At 35.9% G+C, this 16,354-nt stretch carries 16 protein-coding genes and 3 tRNA genes; 6 read left to right on the top strand and 13 right to left on the bottom strand.

The genetic code is table 11. The annotated features are described in order from the left end of the window. Positions 1-84 precede the first annotated feature (84 nt). A complete protein-coding gene (locus H4K33_RS13870) occupies positions 85-1,080 on the top strand; it encodes an AraC family transcriptional regulator (protein WP_255493747.1) in 996 nt (331 codons plus the stop codon). Positions 1,081-1,108: 28 nt separating this feature from the next. Here the strand turns inward: H4K33_RS13870 and H4K33_RS13865 are convergent, their stop codons facing one another. The 6 genes from H4K33_RS13865 to H4K33_RS13840 form a co-directional block, all read right to left on the bottom strand. After that, a complete protein-coding gene (locus tag H4K33_RS13865; RefSeq protein ID WP_182650002.1) occupies positions 1,109-1,747 on the bottom strand; it encodes a helix-turn-helix domain-containing protein in 639 nt (212 codons plus the stop codon). A gap of 357 nt (positions 1,748-2,104) precedes the next feature. Continuing rightward, positions 2,105-2,728: a carbonic anhydrase gene (locus H4K33_RS13860; protein ID WP_182650000.1), complete on the bottom strand. Its 624-nt coding sequence runs from the start codon at positions 2,726-2,728 to the stop codon at positions 2,105-2,107. Positions 2,729-2,730: 2 nt separating this feature from the next. After that, the gene (locus H4K33_RS13855; RefSeq protein ID WP_182649998.1) at positions 2,731-4,272 is read right to left on the bottom strand and encodes a SulP family inorganic anion transporter; all 1,542 of its coding nucleotides are present in this window, start codon (positions 4,270-4,272) and stop codon (positions 2,731-2,733) included. A 175-nt stretch (positions 4,273-4,447) separates the two neighbouring features. Then, positions 4,448-4,753, bottom strand: coding sequence for a hypothetical protein (locus H4K33_RS13850; protein ID WP_182649996.1), 306 nt, complete (start codon positions 4,751-4,753; stop codon positions 4,448-4,450). 79 nt (positions 4,754-4,832) lie between these two features. Further along, entirely contained in the window at positions 4,833-5,693 is an 861-nt protein-coding gene (locus H4K33_RS13845) for an NUDIX domain-containing protein (protein WP_182649995.1), read from the bottom strand. A 627-nt stretch (positions 5,694-6,320) separates the two neighbouring features. Then, positions 6,321-6,653: a helix-turn-helix domain-containing protein gene (locus tag H4K33_RS13840; RefSeq protein WP_182649994.1), complete on the bottom strand. Its 333-nt coding sequence runs from the start codon at positions 6,651-6,653 to the stop codon at positions 6,321-6,323. Between the two features lie 389 nt (positions 6,654-7,042). Here H4K33_RS13840 and H4K33_RS13835 point away from each other — a divergent pair, with 389 nt between their 5' ends. After that, positions 7,043-7,612, top strand: a complete 570-nt coding sequence (locus H4K33_RS13835; protein WP_182649992.1) for a porin family protein — start codon at positions 7,043-7,045, stop codon at positions 7,610-7,612. A gap of 139 nt (positions 7,613-7,751) precedes the next feature. Here H4K33_RS13835 and H4K33_RS13830 read toward each other — a convergent pair. From H4K33_RS13830 to H4K33_RS13805, 6 genes are all read right to left on the bottom strand, one after another. Beyond that, positions 7,752-7,828 (bottom strand) — tRNA-His (locus H4K33_RS13830). A 24-nt stretch (positions 7,829-7,852) separates the two neighbouring features. Continuing rightward, a tRNA-His gene (locus H4K33_RS13825) sits at positions 7,853-7,926 on the bottom strand. Between the two features lie 48 nt (positions 7,927-7,974). Further along, positions 7,975-8,048: transfer RNA gene (locus H4K33_RS13820), tRNA-His, on the bottom strand. A gap of 72 nt (positions 8,049-8,120) precedes the next feature. Further along, positions 8,121-8,837, bottom strand: a complete 717-nt coding sequence (gene bshB1, locus H4K33_RS13815; protein WP_182649990.1) for a bacillithiol biosynthesis deacetylase BshB1 — start codon at positions 8,835-8,837, stop codon at positions 8,121-8,123. A gap of 4 nt (positions 8,838-8,841) precedes the next feature. Beyond that, positions 8,842-9,906: a chorismate-binding protein gene (locus H4K33_RS13810; protein ID WP_182649988.1), complete on the bottom strand. Its 1,065-nt coding sequence runs from the start codon at positions 9,904-9,906 to the stop codon at positions 8,842-8,844. After that, complete coding sequence (locus H4K33_RS13805) at positions 9,906-10,352, bottom strand: PaaI family thioesterase (protein ID WP_182649986.1); 447 nt, start codon at positions 10,350-10,352, stop codon at positions 9,906-9,908. The genes H4K33_RS13810 and H4K33_RS13805 overlap by 1 nt, the downstream gene beginning before the upstream one ends. A 189-nt stretch (positions 10,353-10,541) precedes the next feature. Between H4K33_RS13805 and H4K33_RS13800 the strand changes: the two genes are divergently transcribed. The 4 genes from H4K33_RS13800 (at position 10,542) to H4K33_RS13785 (ending at position 14,286) form a co-directional block, all read left to right on the top strand. Beyond that, a complete protein-coding gene (locus tag H4K33_RS13800; RefSeq protein WP_182649984.1) occupies positions 10,542-11,114 on the top strand; it encodes an L-threonylcarbamoyladenylate synthase in 573 nt (190 codons plus the stop codon). Positions 11,115-11,131: 17 nt separating this feature from the next. Further along, positions 11,132-12,568, top strand: a complete 1,437-nt coding sequence (locus H4K33_RS13795; RefSeq protein WP_182649982.1) for a CCA tRNA nucleotidyltransferase — start codon at positions 11,132-11,134, stop codon at positions 12,566-12,568. A gap of 4 nt (positions 12,569-12,572) precedes the next feature. After that, the gene (locus H4K33_RS13790; RefSeq protein ID WP_182649980.1) at positions 12,573-13,610 is read left to right on the top strand and encodes a heme A synthase; all 1,038 of its coding nucleotides are present in this window, start codon (positions 12,573-12,575) and stop codon (positions 13,608-13,610) included. 235 nt (positions 13,611-13,845) lie between these two features. Then, on the top strand, positions 13,846-14,286 hold the full coding sequence (locus H4K33_RS13785; RefSeq protein ID WP_182649978.1) for an adenylyltransferase/cytidyltransferase family protein: 441 nt from the start codon (positions 13,846-13,848) through the stop codon (positions 14,284-14,286). A 1,258-nt stretch (positions 14,287-15,544) separates the two neighbouring features. On the opposite strand, the gene H4K33_RS13780 is transcribed toward H4K33_RS13785, so the two are convergent. Beyond that, entirely contained in the window at positions 15,545-15,793 is a 249-nt protein-coding gene (locus H4K33_RS13780; RefSeq protein WP_182649976.1) for a hypothetical protein, read from the bottom strand. Positions 15,794-16,354: the final 561 nt, after the last annotated feature.

Genomic DNA, 16,354 nt, shown 5'->3' with positions numbered 1-16,354 from the left:
ATTCATATATTTGTACAAAGGTAGAAGCTCATTTCTATCACAATGTTTCAAATACGGATTAAAAGGTCCGCAAAAAGAAAAGCTATGGCAATGACCTTGCGCTTGTATGACAGCAAACACAAGCAAACACTAGTAGAAAAAGAATATCCCTCGACTTATTTTGATTTGGGGAAAGATGGAATTAAAGAGCATACCACCTACCTAAATTCTTTTCTCGGTCGCGGATTTTACAAAGAAATTTACTTTGATGGTATACATATCGGTTTTGGTGATATGCAGTTAGCGCACAAACTTTTATTGGGATTTGACAGTAACTTTGAAACGATCGAGATGCACTTTACCTTACAGGGAAAGAGTACGGCATATACAAGTCAATTTGACCGTAACATAAGCTTCAATGCGCATGCTCACAACTTGTTATACACAAATGGTTTAGGAGGAAAAATGGAATGGGAACACGCTTGTTTCCAACAGGTTGAAATCAACTTGAGACCCGAATATTTTGCAAAATTCACACCAACAGATCATCCTCTTTTTGATCAATTTAGAAACGCTATAGCCAAGGGAAAATCGAGTTTATTACACCCCGAGCACTACCAGATTAACCACCAGATGTATCAGATCATAGAACAGATTATCCATTGTGATAAAAAGGGAATTTTCAAACGCCTCTTTTTAGAGGCAAAAGTTATAGAACTCCTCCTTCTTCAATTTGAACAATTTTGCGACAAACTCCCCTATCAAGGTTCTTTAAAACAGCACGACATTGATAAAATCCACGCCGTACGTCAGTATATCCTTCAGCATTTGGACAGTCACTACTCTTTACTTGATTTGGCCCATATCGTTGGCACTAACGAATTTATTTTAAAAAAAGGGTTTAAAGAGCTATTTGGCACAACGGTTTTTTCTTTTTGGGCACATGCAAAAATGGAACATGCTGTGCATTTACTCCGTGAAGGAGTATTAAACATCAGCGAGATTTCCGATCAAATTGGCTATAAAAATCAACGTCATTTTGCTACCGCATTCAAAAAGAAATACGGCGTATCCCCAAGTCAATATTTACAAAATATATAATTGTAAAATGCCCGAAGAACAACTGTTATTAATACTCTAGAAGTTTCTTTACATTGGGTAAGAAAATACCGTGAATAATAAACATTTCTCGAATATCACTAGGTTGAAGCGTTAGGTTTTCAAACACCGGATTATCACTTATAAACAAAAGATTAGCATCCTCTGTCCAACGTTTAAAACGATAGCATAGAACACCTCTCTGTTCGATAATGATAACGTAAATATGCCAGGGTTTAATTTCGCTTATATCAATTTTTTTCGACAATACATAAGAGCCTACTTTTATGGTAGGATACATATTTTCAACGACAATTTGAAATCCAATATTTACTTCTTCTTCTGTGGGAAATACATAAGAAGGAGAAGTTGCCAAACATTTCTTGGGATTAATACAATATTCGATATGGTGATCTGCGGCAATCATTTTCACAACCCGATTATCCATATCAACATTGTAAACCGCATTGGGATGCACTAGGAAAACCTCATTTAAGTCTATTTTATTTTTTCTGCAAATCTCAATAATCTTATCATAGCGCAAAGTTTCTCTAATTTTCCATGACGAGAGCGTATTGGGTTTTATCCCTAACAAATTAGCTAGTTCTAAGTCGGTCTTAAAACCAAGTAATTGTTTTAGTTTTCTAATTATTTCGTTGGCGTCTAACATAGTTTACTTTCTATTATAGTTGAAAAACTAGCTTTTATCGATTAATGTTAAAATATTTAATCATAATTAAATAATCACAAATAAAACAACAAAAAAATAGCTTCTAAAAATTAATAAAGATTTAATTTACACACAAAACAACCTTTACCTGCTTATATTTAATTATATTAACAAACAATTCAATCGCTTAAATGTACAAAAAAATCACAAATAATAACTTATTTAACAATAATATTCACATAACATGCATTTTAGCTCTTTTCATTGGTATAAAACCAAAGGCATAGTAGGATAAATTGGCAAAAGAAAAGCCCCAAATAATTGGGGCTAATCAACGTTAAAAAAGTGTACAAACCACTAACAAATCAGTTCTACTTTACCGCTCACTACATCATAATAGCCACCGACAACACCTATTTGGCCCTGTTCAATCAATTGAGTTAAAGAAGGGCTAACTTCTTGCAGCTGACGAACAATAGAGCGAACATTCTCCATCGTCACTAATTCGACCAATTCAGCTTGACTTATTGTTTCATTTTTGTGCTTTTCACGTACTTGTTCTACTATGGGGTGTATGCGTTCTAAAATGGTATCTAGTTTCCCCAAACTTGTGTGATTACACGCTCCTGTTACAGCGCCACAACGACTGTGTCCCAAGACTAGAATTAGCTTACTCCCAACAACATTACATGCGTATTCCATACTTCCAATCACTTCATCCGTCAATACATTTCCTGCAATTCTCAAGCTAAAAATATCTCCAATTCCTTGATCTAAAACGTGTTCTAAGGGAGCACGACTATCCATACAACTCAAGATTACGGCATGCGGATGTTGTCCGTCTTTTGTTTCCTGCAATTGGTGTAAGAAATTTCGATTAAATTTTAAGTTATTGACAAAGCGATTGTTTCCTTCTAACAATAAGTTCAAACTTTGTTCTGGTGTAGTATTTGCTAATATTTCTTTTGTAAATGAGTTCATGTTTAAATAGATTTTCGATGTGATAAAATAATGTTTGATTCTCCTTCGTTACTTTGTACTGATTTGTGAAATCCAGTAGTTGTAATACAGATATTTTTTTCTTTGGCCTTTTCGTTGATAAACGTTTGTATCAGCTCAACCACGTCAATGTGGATATAGCTCATTTGCTTTGCGCGAATGGCTAGTTCACAATTGTCAGGCAATTGATCGAGTTTATTTTTGATTGCTGTTTTGTTCAAGAATGACACTTCTTGTGCCAAAGTCAGGGTATACTTTTTTTGATCGCCAACGATAGTGTGTTCCATCGCAAAAGCTTTACGCACATTACCCAGCAATAAAAAGAAGAAACTAACAGCCATTCCCGCTAAAACTCCCATTAATAAATCGGTTACTACAACCATAATAAAAGTGATGATAAAAGGAATAAACTGGGTATAACCTTTGTGCCAAAAATGGATGACAATAGCTGGTTTGGCTAAATTATAACCGACCATAATTAAAACAGCTGCTAAAGAAGCTAAAGGAATCATATTGAGTACGGTAGACAACAAAACCACAGCTAGGAGTAAAAACACTCCATGAATAATGGCAGAAGTTTTGTAACGTCCACCTGCGTTGATATTAGCGGAAGAGCGAACAACCACAGATGTCATGGGTAAACCTCCAATAAGAGAGCTCAACACATTGCCAATTCCCTGTGCTTTAAGTTCTCTATTCATATGCGTATGGCGCTTCAACGGATCCAAACGATCTGTTGCTTCAATACACAAAAGTGTTTCAATAGACGCAACGATGGCGATGGTTACAGCCACAATCCATACGGCAGAGTTTGAAAAACCACTCCAATCAGGTAGAACAAAAATAGAACCTAGATCAGATAAACTGTCCAATGCAGGGATGGAAACTAAACGCGTTTGATCAATGGCCCATGAACTAGCAGTGGCAATCCAAAATTGATTTAACGCAATACCTAATCCTACAACAACTAAAGCCGGAGGTAAAAAAGTTAATTTCTTCAATTTGGAACTCTTATTCCACAGGATAAGAATAGCTAACGACAAAGCAGCAAGAAGTAGTGTTCCCTTGTGTATGGTAGCCCAATTTGCAAAAGCAGTTTGGATATCTACACCTAAAACCAAAGGCAATTGCTTGATTAAAATAACCAATCCAATACCTGCTAACATCCCTTCTATTACACTAGATGGGAAAAAGTTAGCTAGCGTACCCAAACGCAAGAAACCAAAGAGAAGTTGCAGTAAACCAGCGATGATTCCTGCTGTTAGAAACAATTGAAAAGACCCGAGCTCACTAATAGCCGCTAAAATAATCGCTGCTAATCCTGCTGCCGGACCACTTACACTTACATTGGAATTGCTCAAAAAACCAATGACAATCCCCCCTATTATTCCCGATATTATTCCGGCAATGGGCGGAGCACCCGAAGCTAATGCGATTCCCAAACAGAGCGGAAGCGCGACTAAAAAGACCACAAGGCCTGGAGCAACACTTGGTTTAAGCGTTGCCAAATTTATATTGAATTTCATTTTTTGTTTACTTAAAATTAGTTGACTGTTAACAGTTAACGGTTGACCGTAGACTGTTGATTGTCGACTGTTGATTGTTTACGATAAAACACATTTGGTCATAAGAAAAGTCTTCTTACAACAAAATCACTGATCACTGATCACGCATAACCGATCACTGATAACCGATCATCAATTAAGCAACAAAAAATTCTGGAGGGGGTGATAAAACGTCAAATTCTAAAGATTCATACACCAATTTCGACTGAGCGAAAGTAAGCCCAGTATCTTCTTGATTTTGGAAGATAAAATCATCCTGAAAACAATGAAAGTCATTAAAGTGTCCTTTCTCTTCTTCTTCAGCGTTGGTGATGGGTTTTTTATTTTCTTCAGAAATAGTAATCATCGGAATATCTAATTCAATGCCAGCTAGCACCGCAATAGTCGGTGTAGCAATAAAGTTGACAAAGAAAAGTAAAACGAGTATTGACGCGTATTTCATGGAAACAAAAATATTTTTTTTCTAAAAAAACACAAGAATTACGCCTGTTAATTTTTTTATAAAAACACAATCAGAAGAATTATTTCCATTTCGTTGTTAAAAATTCAAACACTTTCAATACCCCTGGAACGGGAATTTGATGTTGTATATATTCGGCTAAGGAAAAATACTCCACTCCACCAATTTCATTGGCGACTTCTATTTTATCTTGCTTTATATCATACAGATAGCAATCTTGTTGCATCATAATATTTTTCTTTTCTCCATAAGCCGGAGCTACAATACGCGTTAGAAAAGACAACCGATCTGGTTGCAAGGAGAGAGATAATTCTTCTTCAATTTCTCGAATTAGTGCCTCTTGACTATTTTCTCCTGGATCAATTTTTCCTCCAGGCAAGTACCAAGCCTTTTTGTTTTTGCTATACGCCAAAAGTACTTGATCTCCTTTTAAACACACTAATCCAGCTGTTGGTAAATCTATCCACGGTTCATCAACCACTGTGAGGTAATAGGCAAGTCTATTTTGGTCTATCATCTCAGAGGGAACTACTTGTGAGAGTTGTCCGCCTAACTGTTCGAAAACAGATTTAAATGGCGTTATCGTCCACGCTAACAGATACGCATAGCGGTTGGCCTGCCCAATTGCTTTAATTTTAGCAAATAACGCCTTTATCGTTTCTTGATCTCCAAAAGTAGACAACAGACAACATTCATCCAAGTGAGCAAAATTTCCTTCGGGACGAAGCGTAAAATAGCCTACAACTTCGTCTTGTCTTTGTGCGAAATAACCTATTTTATCAAACACAGCCTCGTCCGCCACTCCCCTTTCGAAAGAAGTAACACAATAAGATATTCCTCCTTTCTTTATTTCAAGTAATTGAGAATGATTTGATTCGTTGATGGGAAATAAGTTAATTTCAGATGAAGATACCCTATTCATGCGTATTGCTTTTACTTTTTTTGTAGAGATAACTAAGTTAAAAAGAAAAAGCAGGACCCCAATAGAGTCCTGCTTTTTCTTTTTCACAAATTTTTTTGTCTTGCATTAAAAACTACCCGTTTTTATCACTTAACTTTCATTACAATTTAAAGGGCTATTTTGAAACAACAAACAAATAAATAGCACCCTTTAGAATTCTAATTCAACATGAAGTTCCATTTTTTCGCTTCGTATACCTCCCTTTTCGCCTTACTTAAAAAAGAGAATATTTAGCTCTAAAGTCCCTTCACTCATTTATTTAATTCCCCAACAAAGGAAATAACAATCTAGTTAATAAACAAGAAAAAAAAACAGTGATTGATCTTTTTAATTTTATTTTAATACAATAAAAACTCCAACTAAAATAAACGAAAAATACGCTCAATAAAATTATACATAACACAAAAAAAACAAAAAAACATTATTCTTTCTTCACTTGTTTTTGGTCTAAATTCATCAAAAAAAGTGAATTTTTCATTTTAATTCTTGTCTTTTCTGTTCTCTTTTTATCCTCTAGTAGTTAAACTTCTAGCTTTTTTTCGACATTCTGCCTGCTACGACTTTAGCGCATCACAACCTATAGATTTTTCATTTCTGATGTTCTTCCAATAAAAGAGAACCCCAGGCATTGAGTTGTGTTAAAACCTCTACTAATTTTAGTCCCATTGGAGTAAGGGTATACTCAACCCTTGGCGGTACTTCATCAAAACGCTGTTTTGTCAAGATACCCGTTTCTTCCAATTCTTTGAGTTGTTGATTGAGCACCCGACGATCTACTGTTGCAATGCCGCGTAAAAATTCACTTGGTCTGCGTTCTCCCTCATTAATTCTCCAAATAATTGGAATCTTCCATTTTCCACTTATCGCTTTAACGGCGTATTCTAAGGGACATACTTTATCTATTATGACTTGTTTCTGCATCCTCTTTTATTCTTATACAAGCAAAGGTCTAACTAAAAGTTAGCATGACCTAATTTTTTCAGTCAAACGTTATTCGCGCATTTACACCACGAGTTCCCTTTCTTTTTCATGTCAAAAGATCGCAATACAACACAAATTTCCTTCTTTATCAACCGTTACCTACAACATCAAACAAAAATTTGATTCATTTAGTTTTCAATTCACAATATTTCATATTTAATTATTGTAAGTATAAAATTCACATAAAAAGAAACTTTTAATACAAGTTAAATCTCAACATGTTTACATACTCTTTATCAAATACTTACAAAATAGTTTATTTTAAATATTTTTTATCAAAAAAAATACATACTTTTAATACTAATTAAACTTCAAACACATAAATGTTTATGAAAAAAATTACATTGAGTCTATTAGCTGTTTTCGCATTCAGCGGTGCTGCATTAGCACAAACTCCAGACATTAAATTAGGAGCAAAAGCGGGTTTAAACATTTCAAATGTTTCAAACTTAGACAACACTTCTAGTAAAACTGGTTTTCACGTAGGGGCTTTAGCTGAGATCTTCATCAACGAAAAATTCTCTGTTCAACCTGAGATTTTATACTCTTCTCAAGGAGTAAAAGGAGATGAAAGTTTCAAACTAAAATTGGATTATTTAAACATTCCTATCATGGCGAAATACTATGTAATGGATGGTTTAAGCGTTCAGGCAGGTCCACAAATTGGTTTTAATGTAAAAGCTGATTCTGAATATAAAGAATTCGGAACTAAAGTTAAACAAGACGTCAAAGACAATATCAACGCGGTAGACTTTGGTTTAAACTTTGGTGTAGGTTACGAATTACCAATGGGAGTATTTGCTGATGTACGCTACAACTTAGGTTTAAGTAAAGTCAACAAAGAAGGTGAATCTAGTAAAAACGGGGTATTCCAACTTTCAGTAGGATATAAGTTTTAAAAAAAAGGAGAATGCCTCAGCATTCTCCTTTTTTGTTTGTTGTTTGTTGGTGAGATGGTGCAAACAAAGAGCAAAATCTACCATTAACTGTTCGCTGTTAACTAAAAAAAAAGAGAGCATGAAAACTCATACTCTCTTTTGGGGTGATTAATGGGTTTCGAACCCACGACCTTCGGAACCACAATCCGACGCTCTAACCAGCTGAGCTATAACCACCGTGTATATTTTTGTGCGATTTTGGGTGACTAATGGGTTTCGAACCCACGACCTTCGGAACCACAATCCGACGCTCTAACCAGCTGAGCTATAGCCACCGTGTATATTTTTTAAGGTGTTTCAATACATTCACCTAATTTTTTTTGGGTGATTAATGGGTTTCGAACCCACGACCTTCGGAACCACAATCCGACGCTCTAACCAGCTGAGCTATAACCACCGTTTTTGTCTTATTTTGACGCTTGCAAAGGTAGCCATATTTCCTTACGTTGCAAGCATTTTTTTAAAAATTTTACATCAAATCATCTAAACGATTGACTGCCAAATATCTTTCTACTGTAAATCCTTCTGCATGTTCCTTGTTTATTAATCGCCCTAGGTCCTGTGCACGGTAAATAATACTATCAAGGAAATTCTTAGACGTAATTGGCGTTGAAGGTTCTTTAGAATTTACATCGTAAAATTGAGTTCCGTAGGCTAATACTGCTTTCATCTTTTGATCGATAAATCCCGTTACGTCTACAACAAAATCAGGTTCGATATTCTTCCATTGAATGTAGTGGTATACCAATTTTGGTCGCCAAGCCTCCTGTTCTACTCCATCTACTGTGGTTTCAATACGTCTTAATCCCGCCAAAAAGCAAGCATCCGACACTAATTTACTACCTTTTCCGTGATCGATATGACGGTCGTCTATCGCATTGCACAAAACAATTTCGGGTTTGTACTTGCGAATCATTTTTATAATTTCTAATTGATGGGTTTCATCATTGACAAAGAAACCATCGCGAAACCCTAAGTTTTCTCTTACTGTAACGCCTAAAATAGCAGCGGCATCAGCGGCTTCTTGCGCTCGAATCTCAGCGCTGCCTCTTGTACCTAATTCACCACGAGTTAAATCGATAATTCCAACTTTTTTTCCCAAGTGAATTTCTTTTGCTATGGTTGCTCCACATCCTAATTCTACGTCATCTGGATGTGCTCCAAAGGCTAATATATCTACTTTCATACGCTTAAAATAAAATCTTTTTCATTGTGGTCGATTTGTTTACGGTTTCGACAAATTCACTCGTCGGATCGCTATCTTCCGTTACGCCACACCCAATATACAAATTAACTTGTTGATTTTCAATCTCCATACATCTCAAATTAACAAACAAATGACTTTCCGTTGTCAAGGTGTTTTCTTGTTGTATGGTGTGATTCAACTCTCCCAAATACCCCGCATAATACTTTCTCGTGTATCCTTCTTCCCTCAACAAGAAATCACGGGTAATCGGTTTGGGCATTCCACAAACGGCAGGTGTCGGATGTAATGCATCGACAATCATTTTCAGGTCAACCTCTTCTAACTGTGCTTTAATAGCAGTACAAATGTGCATCACTTTAGCTGCTCTTTTAGTAAAAGGCAGAGAAACTTCCATCTGCTTGCTCATTGGTCTCAATTTCTCAACAATAAAATCAGTTACATATTGCTGTTCTTCTCTCTCTTTATCGCCCCAAAAAACCTCGTCTTTACCGTGGTTAACTTGGGTTCCGGCAAGCGCCATAGTGTGGAGTACATGTCCTTCAAGCGCTACGAGTGTTTCGGGGGTTGCCCCCATCCACAATCCAACTTGAGGGTGGTAAATCACATAGCAAAATGCTTCGGGATAAGCGACAACTAGTTTGGAAAAAAGCAATTGTATATCTTGTTCTTGAAGCGCTAATACTTCCTTACGAGAAGGCACTACTTTCTCAAAATCGCCTTGTTTAATTGCCTGTACACAGCGCTGCACTAAATGCTCAAAATTGGCTTTCGCTGGTTGCTGCTCATACGCTAATTCAAACGCTCCGTAAGTAAACTTATGCTCTAAGAGTTCACCTTCTATCCGATGAGATTCACTAAAGGGGATATAAAAACGCACGCCTTCGTAAAAAGGCGCAAGTACAAATCCACTTTCTTTAAAATTTTCAACAAGATGCAAGGAAGAATCCCTTTGAAACAATCCCGTTATGTTTGTTTGCCCTGGTTTTTTATACAGAACATAAGGCTTATTTTCTTTTATATGTGCGGTCCACGTCTCATATAACTTCATTAGTCCTTATTTTTTTCAATTACAATATTGGTGATTTTACACACCGATAACAACACGTCATTTTCGTCTGTGATTCGAATTTCCCATAGATGCAAAGTTCGACCACGGTGTACTAAACGCGCTGTTCCTGTTACTTGTCCTGCTCTTTTGCTTCGTACGTGGTTGGCAGAGATCTCAATACCTCTAATTTCTTGTAGCATTGGGTCTATCAGCATCAAAGAAGCACCGCTTCCCAAGCTTTCTGCTAAGGCAACCATCGCACCACCGTGCAATAACCCTGCAGGCTGATGTACACGTTCATTCACGGGCATTGTAGCCACTAAAAACTCCGGACCTGCATCTACATATTCAATTTGCAATGTTTCCATCAACGTGTTTTTAGACACTTTTGCATACATTGCCAATACCTCTTCTTTATTAAAATCCTTTCTGCGTTTCACATGCATAATATAACTAATTTTAGGCGTCTTAAAAGTAAGCCAAAAAAGATGTACTCCTCTTAAAAATATTATAATTCTTTCTTTTTTGAAAGTATGGGTCTATTTCTTCTGCTACAAGGCTCATGTGTATCCTATTTTTTTAGTATTTTTAAGCCCTTAAAATAGAGAACCAATTTTATTGTAAGGAGACTGATAATGGAAGATATCCAAAAAGAAGTTCACAACGCTTTTGAAGTGATTAAAAATGGCGGTATTATTTTGTATCCCACAGATACGATTTGGGGAATTGGTTGCGACGCGACGAATTCGGAAGCCATCAAAAAGATATATCAATTAAAACAACGTGCAGAAAGCAAGAGCATGATTGTATTAGTAAATGGCGATCGCCTTTTACACCGCGTATTTCACAATATTCCCGAAGTAGCTTGGGAAATATTAGAATTTAGCGACAAACCTACGACGCTTATTTTGGACAATCCAAAATTGGTTGCACCCGAAATTATTGCGGCAGATCAATCCTTAGGTATGCGCATTGTCAAAGAGCCTTTCTGCTATAACTTAATTGAACGCATGAAAGTGCCTTTGGTTTCAACCTCGGCAAATATTAGTGGTGCACCTTCGCCTCAGCGCTTTAAAGACATTGATCCACGTATTATTGAAGGTGTGGATTACGTTGTTCAATTGCGTCAGCAAGAAGATAAACCAATCAAACCTTCAACTATCATTAAATTAAAAGAAAACGCACAAGTAACGATCATTAGAAAGTAAAGGTGCCATTTGAAACTATGACCCAAGATAACCCAACATATAAAGAAGCACTACACCATCCTATTTTTGAAATTATTGCCCAAGCCGCATCAAACTTAAACGTAGACGCTTATGTAATAGGCGGTTTTGTACGCGATTTTTTACTGCAAAGAGATTCAAAAAAAGACATTGATATTGTTGCTGTAGGCAGCGGTATTGAATTGGCTTTGGCTGTCTCAAATTTGCTTCCTAATCATCCTAAAGTTCAGGTATTCAAAAACTACGGAACGGCGATGTTGCGTTATGATGATATTGATATTGAATTTGTTGGCGCAAGAAGGGAATCTTATCACTTTGACAGCCGTAAACCTGTAGTGGAAGACGGAACCTTAGAAGATGATCAAAATAGAAGAGATTTTACCATTAACGCTTTAGCTTTATCGCTGAACAAGGCAAACTATGGCGAACTTCTCGATCCGTTTAACGGAAGTGAAGATCTCAAAAACAAATTGATCCGCACTCCCCTTGATCCAGACATCACCTATTCTGACGATCCTTTGCGCATGATGCGTGCAATTCGCTTTGCCGCGCAACTTCATTTTGTAATTGAAGAAGATTCGCTAGAAGCTATTTCCAGAAATGCAGGGCGCTTAGCTATTATATCAGGAGAACGCATCGTTGAGGAGCTCAACAAAATCCTATTGGCTGATCAGCCATCAAAGGGATTTCTCTTGTTGTATAAAACGGGATTGCTTCATTTGATTTTACCAGAACTCATTGCATTAAATCAGGTAGAAGAAATCGAAGGACACACCCATAAAAACAATTTCTATCACACCTTAGAAGTGGTTGACAATATTGCGCAAAACACAGATGACCTGTGGTTGCGTTGGGCGGCTTTGTTGCACGACATAGGTAAAGCACCGACCAAGCGATTCTCGAAAAAACAAGGTTGGACGTTTCACGGACACGAATTTTTGGGAGGTAAAATGGTTAAAAACATCTTTACCCGTCTGCATATGCCGTTGAATCAGAAGATGAAATTTGTGCAGAAGATGGTTATGATGAGTTCTCGTCCTATTGTTTTGTCGCAAAAAGAAGTAACCGATTCGGCTGTTAGACGCCTTGTTTTCGACGCCGGAGAGCATGTAGAAGACCTGATGATCCTATGTGAAGCTGACATCACTACAAAGAATCCAAACAAGTTTAAGAAATACCACAACAACTTTCAAATGGTACGCAAAAAGATTGTTGAAGTGGAAGAAAGAGATCATATCCGCAACTTCCAACCCCCAATTACAGGAGAGGAAATCATGGCTTTATTCAACTTACAGCCATGCAAGGAAATAGGTATTTTAAAAGAAGCCATCAAAGAGGCTATTTTAGAGGGAGTTATTCCCAATGAATACGACGCGGCCTATGATTTTATGCTTGCAAAAGCAGAAAAAATAGGACTAACAATTGTAAATAAATAATACTATGAAAAGCTCTTTTTTACCTTTGGCGAAAATTTCACTTGTACTTGTGTACATGGTGATCTTTGCGGGAGCAGCTGTTCGAATGACTGGTTCTGGAATGGGATGTCCGGATTGGCCCAAGTGTTTTGGCTACTACATTCCCCCTACAGAAGAAGAAGTTCTGACGTGGCAACCCGATCGAACATATAAAAAGGGACAAATGATCATTCACGATGAAGCGCTATGGAAAGCAAAAGACACCTTTACAACCTCATCCGTTTATGACGAAGTGCATTGGGAAAAGTATACCAAACACGACTATGCCCAGTTTAACCCTCAACACACCTGGACAGAATACATCAACCGACTTTGTGGTGCCGTAGCAGGTTTAGCCTGTTTAGCACTAGCTATCGCCTCCTTTGGCTATTGGTCAACTAAAAAGAAACTCGTATTGGGCTCTTGGCTCGTTGTTTTCTTGATGGGATTCCAAGCTTGGTTAGGTGCTACAGTGGTTTATTCTGTACTCAATCCGCTTAAAATTACCGTTCATATGGTAATGGCGCTGGTTATTGTGGCCTTGTTAATCAATATTATCAAAGCAGCAAAAAACAAAACGGAAATCAAAAAATACAATGCTACTTTCCGCGTCTTAACAGTTATTACGCTCTTGCTGACGTTGGTACAAGTTGTTTTAGGAACACAAGTGCGAGAATTTGTTGACGAACAAGTAAAAGCGGGAATTACAAATGAATACCTCTGGTTAAATACTCCTACTGTTGAATTTTACATTCACCGTAGTTTCTCGATTTTAGTTTTTGTTTTAAACTTTTACTTATTCTTCTTAAACAAAAAACTCAACCTCGGATTCTCAAAGGTAAAATGGGTAGCTATACTCTTAGTACTGGAAATTTTAACTGGCGTTGCGATGCAATATGCCCATTTTCCGTTTGGCTCACAGACAGCCCACTTAGTTTTAGCCTCTATCCTATTTGGAGTTCAATACTATTTGTTCTTAGAAGCGAGAAAATGCTACTATAGCGGCAAAAGTTCATTAGATTAGATTCTACTTATACGATAACACATAAAAAGGCGTTTATACTTCTATGGTATAGGCGCTTTTTGTTTACTATTTCTTTCACAAAAGAATTATTACTACCCCAAAGCTTAATATTCCCTTAAATCCTTTGGTAGTTTAGATAAAAACACTGTATTTTTGTAGATATTATCAAAAGTTTTAACCGTATTGCATCTTACAACAAGCATTTCGATTATAAACTTTTAACCCCCATTATGCTATGACAACAAAAAAAATTGGTATTACATTTAGTTCATTTGACTTGTTACATGCAGGTCATATCAAAATGTTAGAAGAGGCTAAACGTCAATGCGATTATTTAATTGTAGGTTTACAAACAGATCCTACTATTGACAGACCTGAAAAAAATAAACCTACACAAACTGTAGTAGAACGCTACATTCAGTTAAAAGGTTGTAAATTTGTAGATGAAATTGTTCCGTATACAACAGAGCAAGATTTAGAAGATATTTTACGTGCTTTTCACATACATGTTAGAATCTTAGGCGATGAATATGCGTCAAAGAACTTTACAGGTAGAAGTTACTGCGAAGAGAAAGGAATTGAGTTGTACTACAATTCCAGAGACCATCGGTTCTCTAGCAGCTCTTTGCGAAAAGAAGTCGCAGAAAAAGAAAATGGAAAAATGATAGCCATATAGTAAAACGCCCTTGAGGCGTTTTTTTTTGTTCGTTGTTTGATGTTCGTTGTTCGTTGTTCGTTGTTTGATGAGATGTTGAGATGTTGAGACGTTGAGTTGATGAGATGTTGAGACGTTGAAGTGTTGAGGCGTTGAGACATTGAAGTGTTGAGACGTTGAAGTGTTGAGACGTTGAAGTGTTGAGACGTTGAGACGTTGAGAAGGAAGCCATTAACTGTCAACTCACCACCTCATCAACTCACCACCTCATCAACTCACCACCTCATCAACTCACCACCTCATCAACTATCTCACTTATTTTATATTTATTTTGGTGTTCGATGAATCTACACTGCGTTTCGATTTCACCACCTCATCAAATAACCAATCAAAAAAAAACCTGCTCAGAGAAAGTAGTTCCGAGCAGGTTTTATGCGATAAATAATACGGTTAGAACGGATTCACTGTATCGTATTTCCTTAAGATTGCAGTGAGGATAACGGTTAACAAATTCTATTGACTTCAAATATTTTTGCAATACATTGAATCTACTCTTTCCTTATTTATCTTAGGTGTAAACAAAAAACAAATATTTATCTTTAATTGGAGTTACTTGCTTTACCAAATACATACATTTAGCATTCGTTTGTACTCCTTTTATTTTGTATCGATCACATTTCTTTAGAGGAACTGTTTTTCAATCAAATACTAGCGCATTATTCTATTCATGCTACGTTATTACATTCTTATTTTCAGTTTAAAAGAACTAAAAACACAAAATGCTCAATTTCAATTGCCATTTTGACCCATACGCTTCATTAATAACGCCTTTGGTTTATTAAAGTAAGACTTTATAAATATAGTAAATAATACAACTAAAAGTATATTTTTTATTAAAAAAAAGTGAAATAAAAATAAATAAACTCAACTAAAATAATTATTACATCTTTTAACAGAAAAAACTTTTCATTTTATTTAACTATTGTTAATTTATTTTCAATTAGTTTCAATAATACACAGCCTGAATTTCGTTGTCTTCTTTTTTTTTGCGTTAATTTTCACAGTTGAAAAAGAACATAGTCTTTCTACTAAAAAAAAATACCTGTCTAATAAGACAGGTATATTTAGATAAGCAGAATAAAAAACACTCAGTAGCAGTGCTTTTATTGCACACAATATTTAAAAGGGGTTCGCTTTTGTTATTGATCAACCTTCAAAGGTATGGGCGATTTCGATTTAGATTGTTAGTACTTATCTCGGGTGTAAACAAAAGTTTGTTTTAGGTTGATCGTTCAACCTTATAGTAATAAATAATTTTTTTCCAGAAAAAATAGCGCGTAACTACTTTTTTTTCTTTCTTAATAGAATACCCCTCTTGTATCAATCGATAATGCAAACTAATAGGAATCTTTGACAAAGAGAGATAATTTCGACCTTGTTTTCTTTTATTTTCTAACAAAACTAAAAACTCATCAAAATAATCATCCTGCCTTAACGATTCTTGTTTTAAAACAACTGAATCTAACATATTTTTATTTTTAGCACGTTAACATATAATGCAAATATATCATAAAAAAAGCAATTTTATTGATTTATTATTTGTTTTAGACAAAAAACACTTAACATATATTCAATAAAACCGCAATTTTGTACTAAAAATTAATGCTTTTGTTAATTTATGCAATTAACTTTTTAATTATGTGTAAAGAAACTAGTTTTTTTTTCATAAAATCGAAAAAATAACACCACAAATGATTGACTAACAAGACATTAAGTGACATATATTGAATTTTAGCCCCTACAATAATCTATAATTCTCACTCCTTTGGTAACTCGTCTTGGTTTTTTTCACAAAATGAGAATAAAAAAGGATTGATTTAAAGTGAGGTTTGTTTGTTGTTTGAGATGGTGAGTCGGTGAGTCGGTGAGATGGTGAGATGGTGAGTCGGTGAGTCGGTGAGATGGTGAGATGGTGAGATGGTGAGTCGGTGAGATGACGGGATTCTTCTTTAAAGAAAGTACTTTCTGTTTAAGCAAAATCTACCGTCAACTAACGACCTTCAACGAACAACAAACAACATATGCCTTA

The organism is Myroides sp. WP-1 (assembly GCF_014145635.1).
In the GTDB taxonomy this organism is placed as follows: domain Bacteria; phylum Bacteroidota; class Bacteroidia; order Flavobacteriales; family Flavobacteriaceae; genus Flavobacterium.
This window is presented reverse-complemented; position numbering and strand designations above follow the sequence as displayed.

Coding starts and splice junctions, on each gene's coding strand:
- H4K33_RS13870 (WP_255493747.1), top strand. CDS start 85: ATGGCAATGACCTTGCGCTTGTATGACAGCAAACACAAGCAAACACTA.
- H4K33_RS13865 (WP_182650002.1), bottom strand. CDS start 1,747: ATGTTAGACGCCAACGAAATAATTAGAAAACTAAAACAATTACTTGGT.
- H4K33_RS13860 (WP_182650000.1), bottom strand. CDS start 2,728: ATGAACTCATTTACAAAAGAAATATTAGCAAATACTACACCAGAACAA.
- H4K33_RS13855 (WP_182649998.1), bottom strand. CDS start 4,272: ATGAAATTCAATATAAATTTGGCAACGCTTAAACCAAGTGTTGCTCCA.
- H4K33_RS13850 (WP_182649996.1), bottom strand. CDS start 4,753: ATGAAATACGCGTCAATACTCGTTTTACTTTTCTTTGTCAACTTTATT.
- H4K33_RS13845 (WP_182649995.1), bottom strand. CDS start 5,693: ATGAATAGGGTATCTTCATCTGAAATTAACTTATTTCCCATCAACGAA.
- H4K33_RS13840 (WP_182649994.1), bottom strand. CDS start 6,653: ATGCAGAAACAAGTCATAATAGATAAAGTATGTCCCTTAGAATACGCC.
- H4K33_RS13835 (WP_182649992.1), top strand. CDS start 7,043: ATGAAAAAAATTACATTGAGTCTATTAGCTGTTTTCGCATTCAGCGGT.
- bshB1 (WP_182649990.1), bottom strand. CDS start 8,837: ATGAAAGTAGATATATTAGCCTTTGGAGCACATCCAGATGACGTAGAA.
- H4K33_RS13810 (WP_182649988.1), bottom strand. CDS start 9,906: ATGAAGTTATATGAGACGTGGACCGCACATATAAAAGAAAATAAGCCT.
- H4K33_RS13805 (WP_182649986.1), bottom strand. CDS start 10,352: ATGCATGTGAAACGCAGAAAGGATTTTAATAAAGAAGAGGTATTGGCA.
- H4K33_RS13800 (WP_182649984.1), top strand. CDS start 10,542: ATGGAAGATATCCAAAAAGAAGTTCACAACGCTTTTGAAGTGATTAAA.
- H4K33_RS13795 (WP_182649982.1), top strand. CDS start 11,132: ATGACCCAAGATAACCCAACATATAAAGAAGCACTACACCATCCTATT.
- H4K33_RS13790 (WP_182649980.1), top strand. CDS start 12,573: ATGAAAAGCTCTTTTTTACCTTTGGCGAAAATTTCACTTGTACTTGTG.
- H4K33_RS13785 (WP_182649978.1), top strand. CDS start 13,846: ATGACAACAAAAAAAATTGGTATTACATTTAGTTCATTTGACTTGTTA.
- H4K33_RS13780 (WP_182649976.1), bottom strand. CDS start 15,793: ATGTTAGATTCAGTTGTTTTAAAACAAGAATCGTTAAGGCAGGATGAT.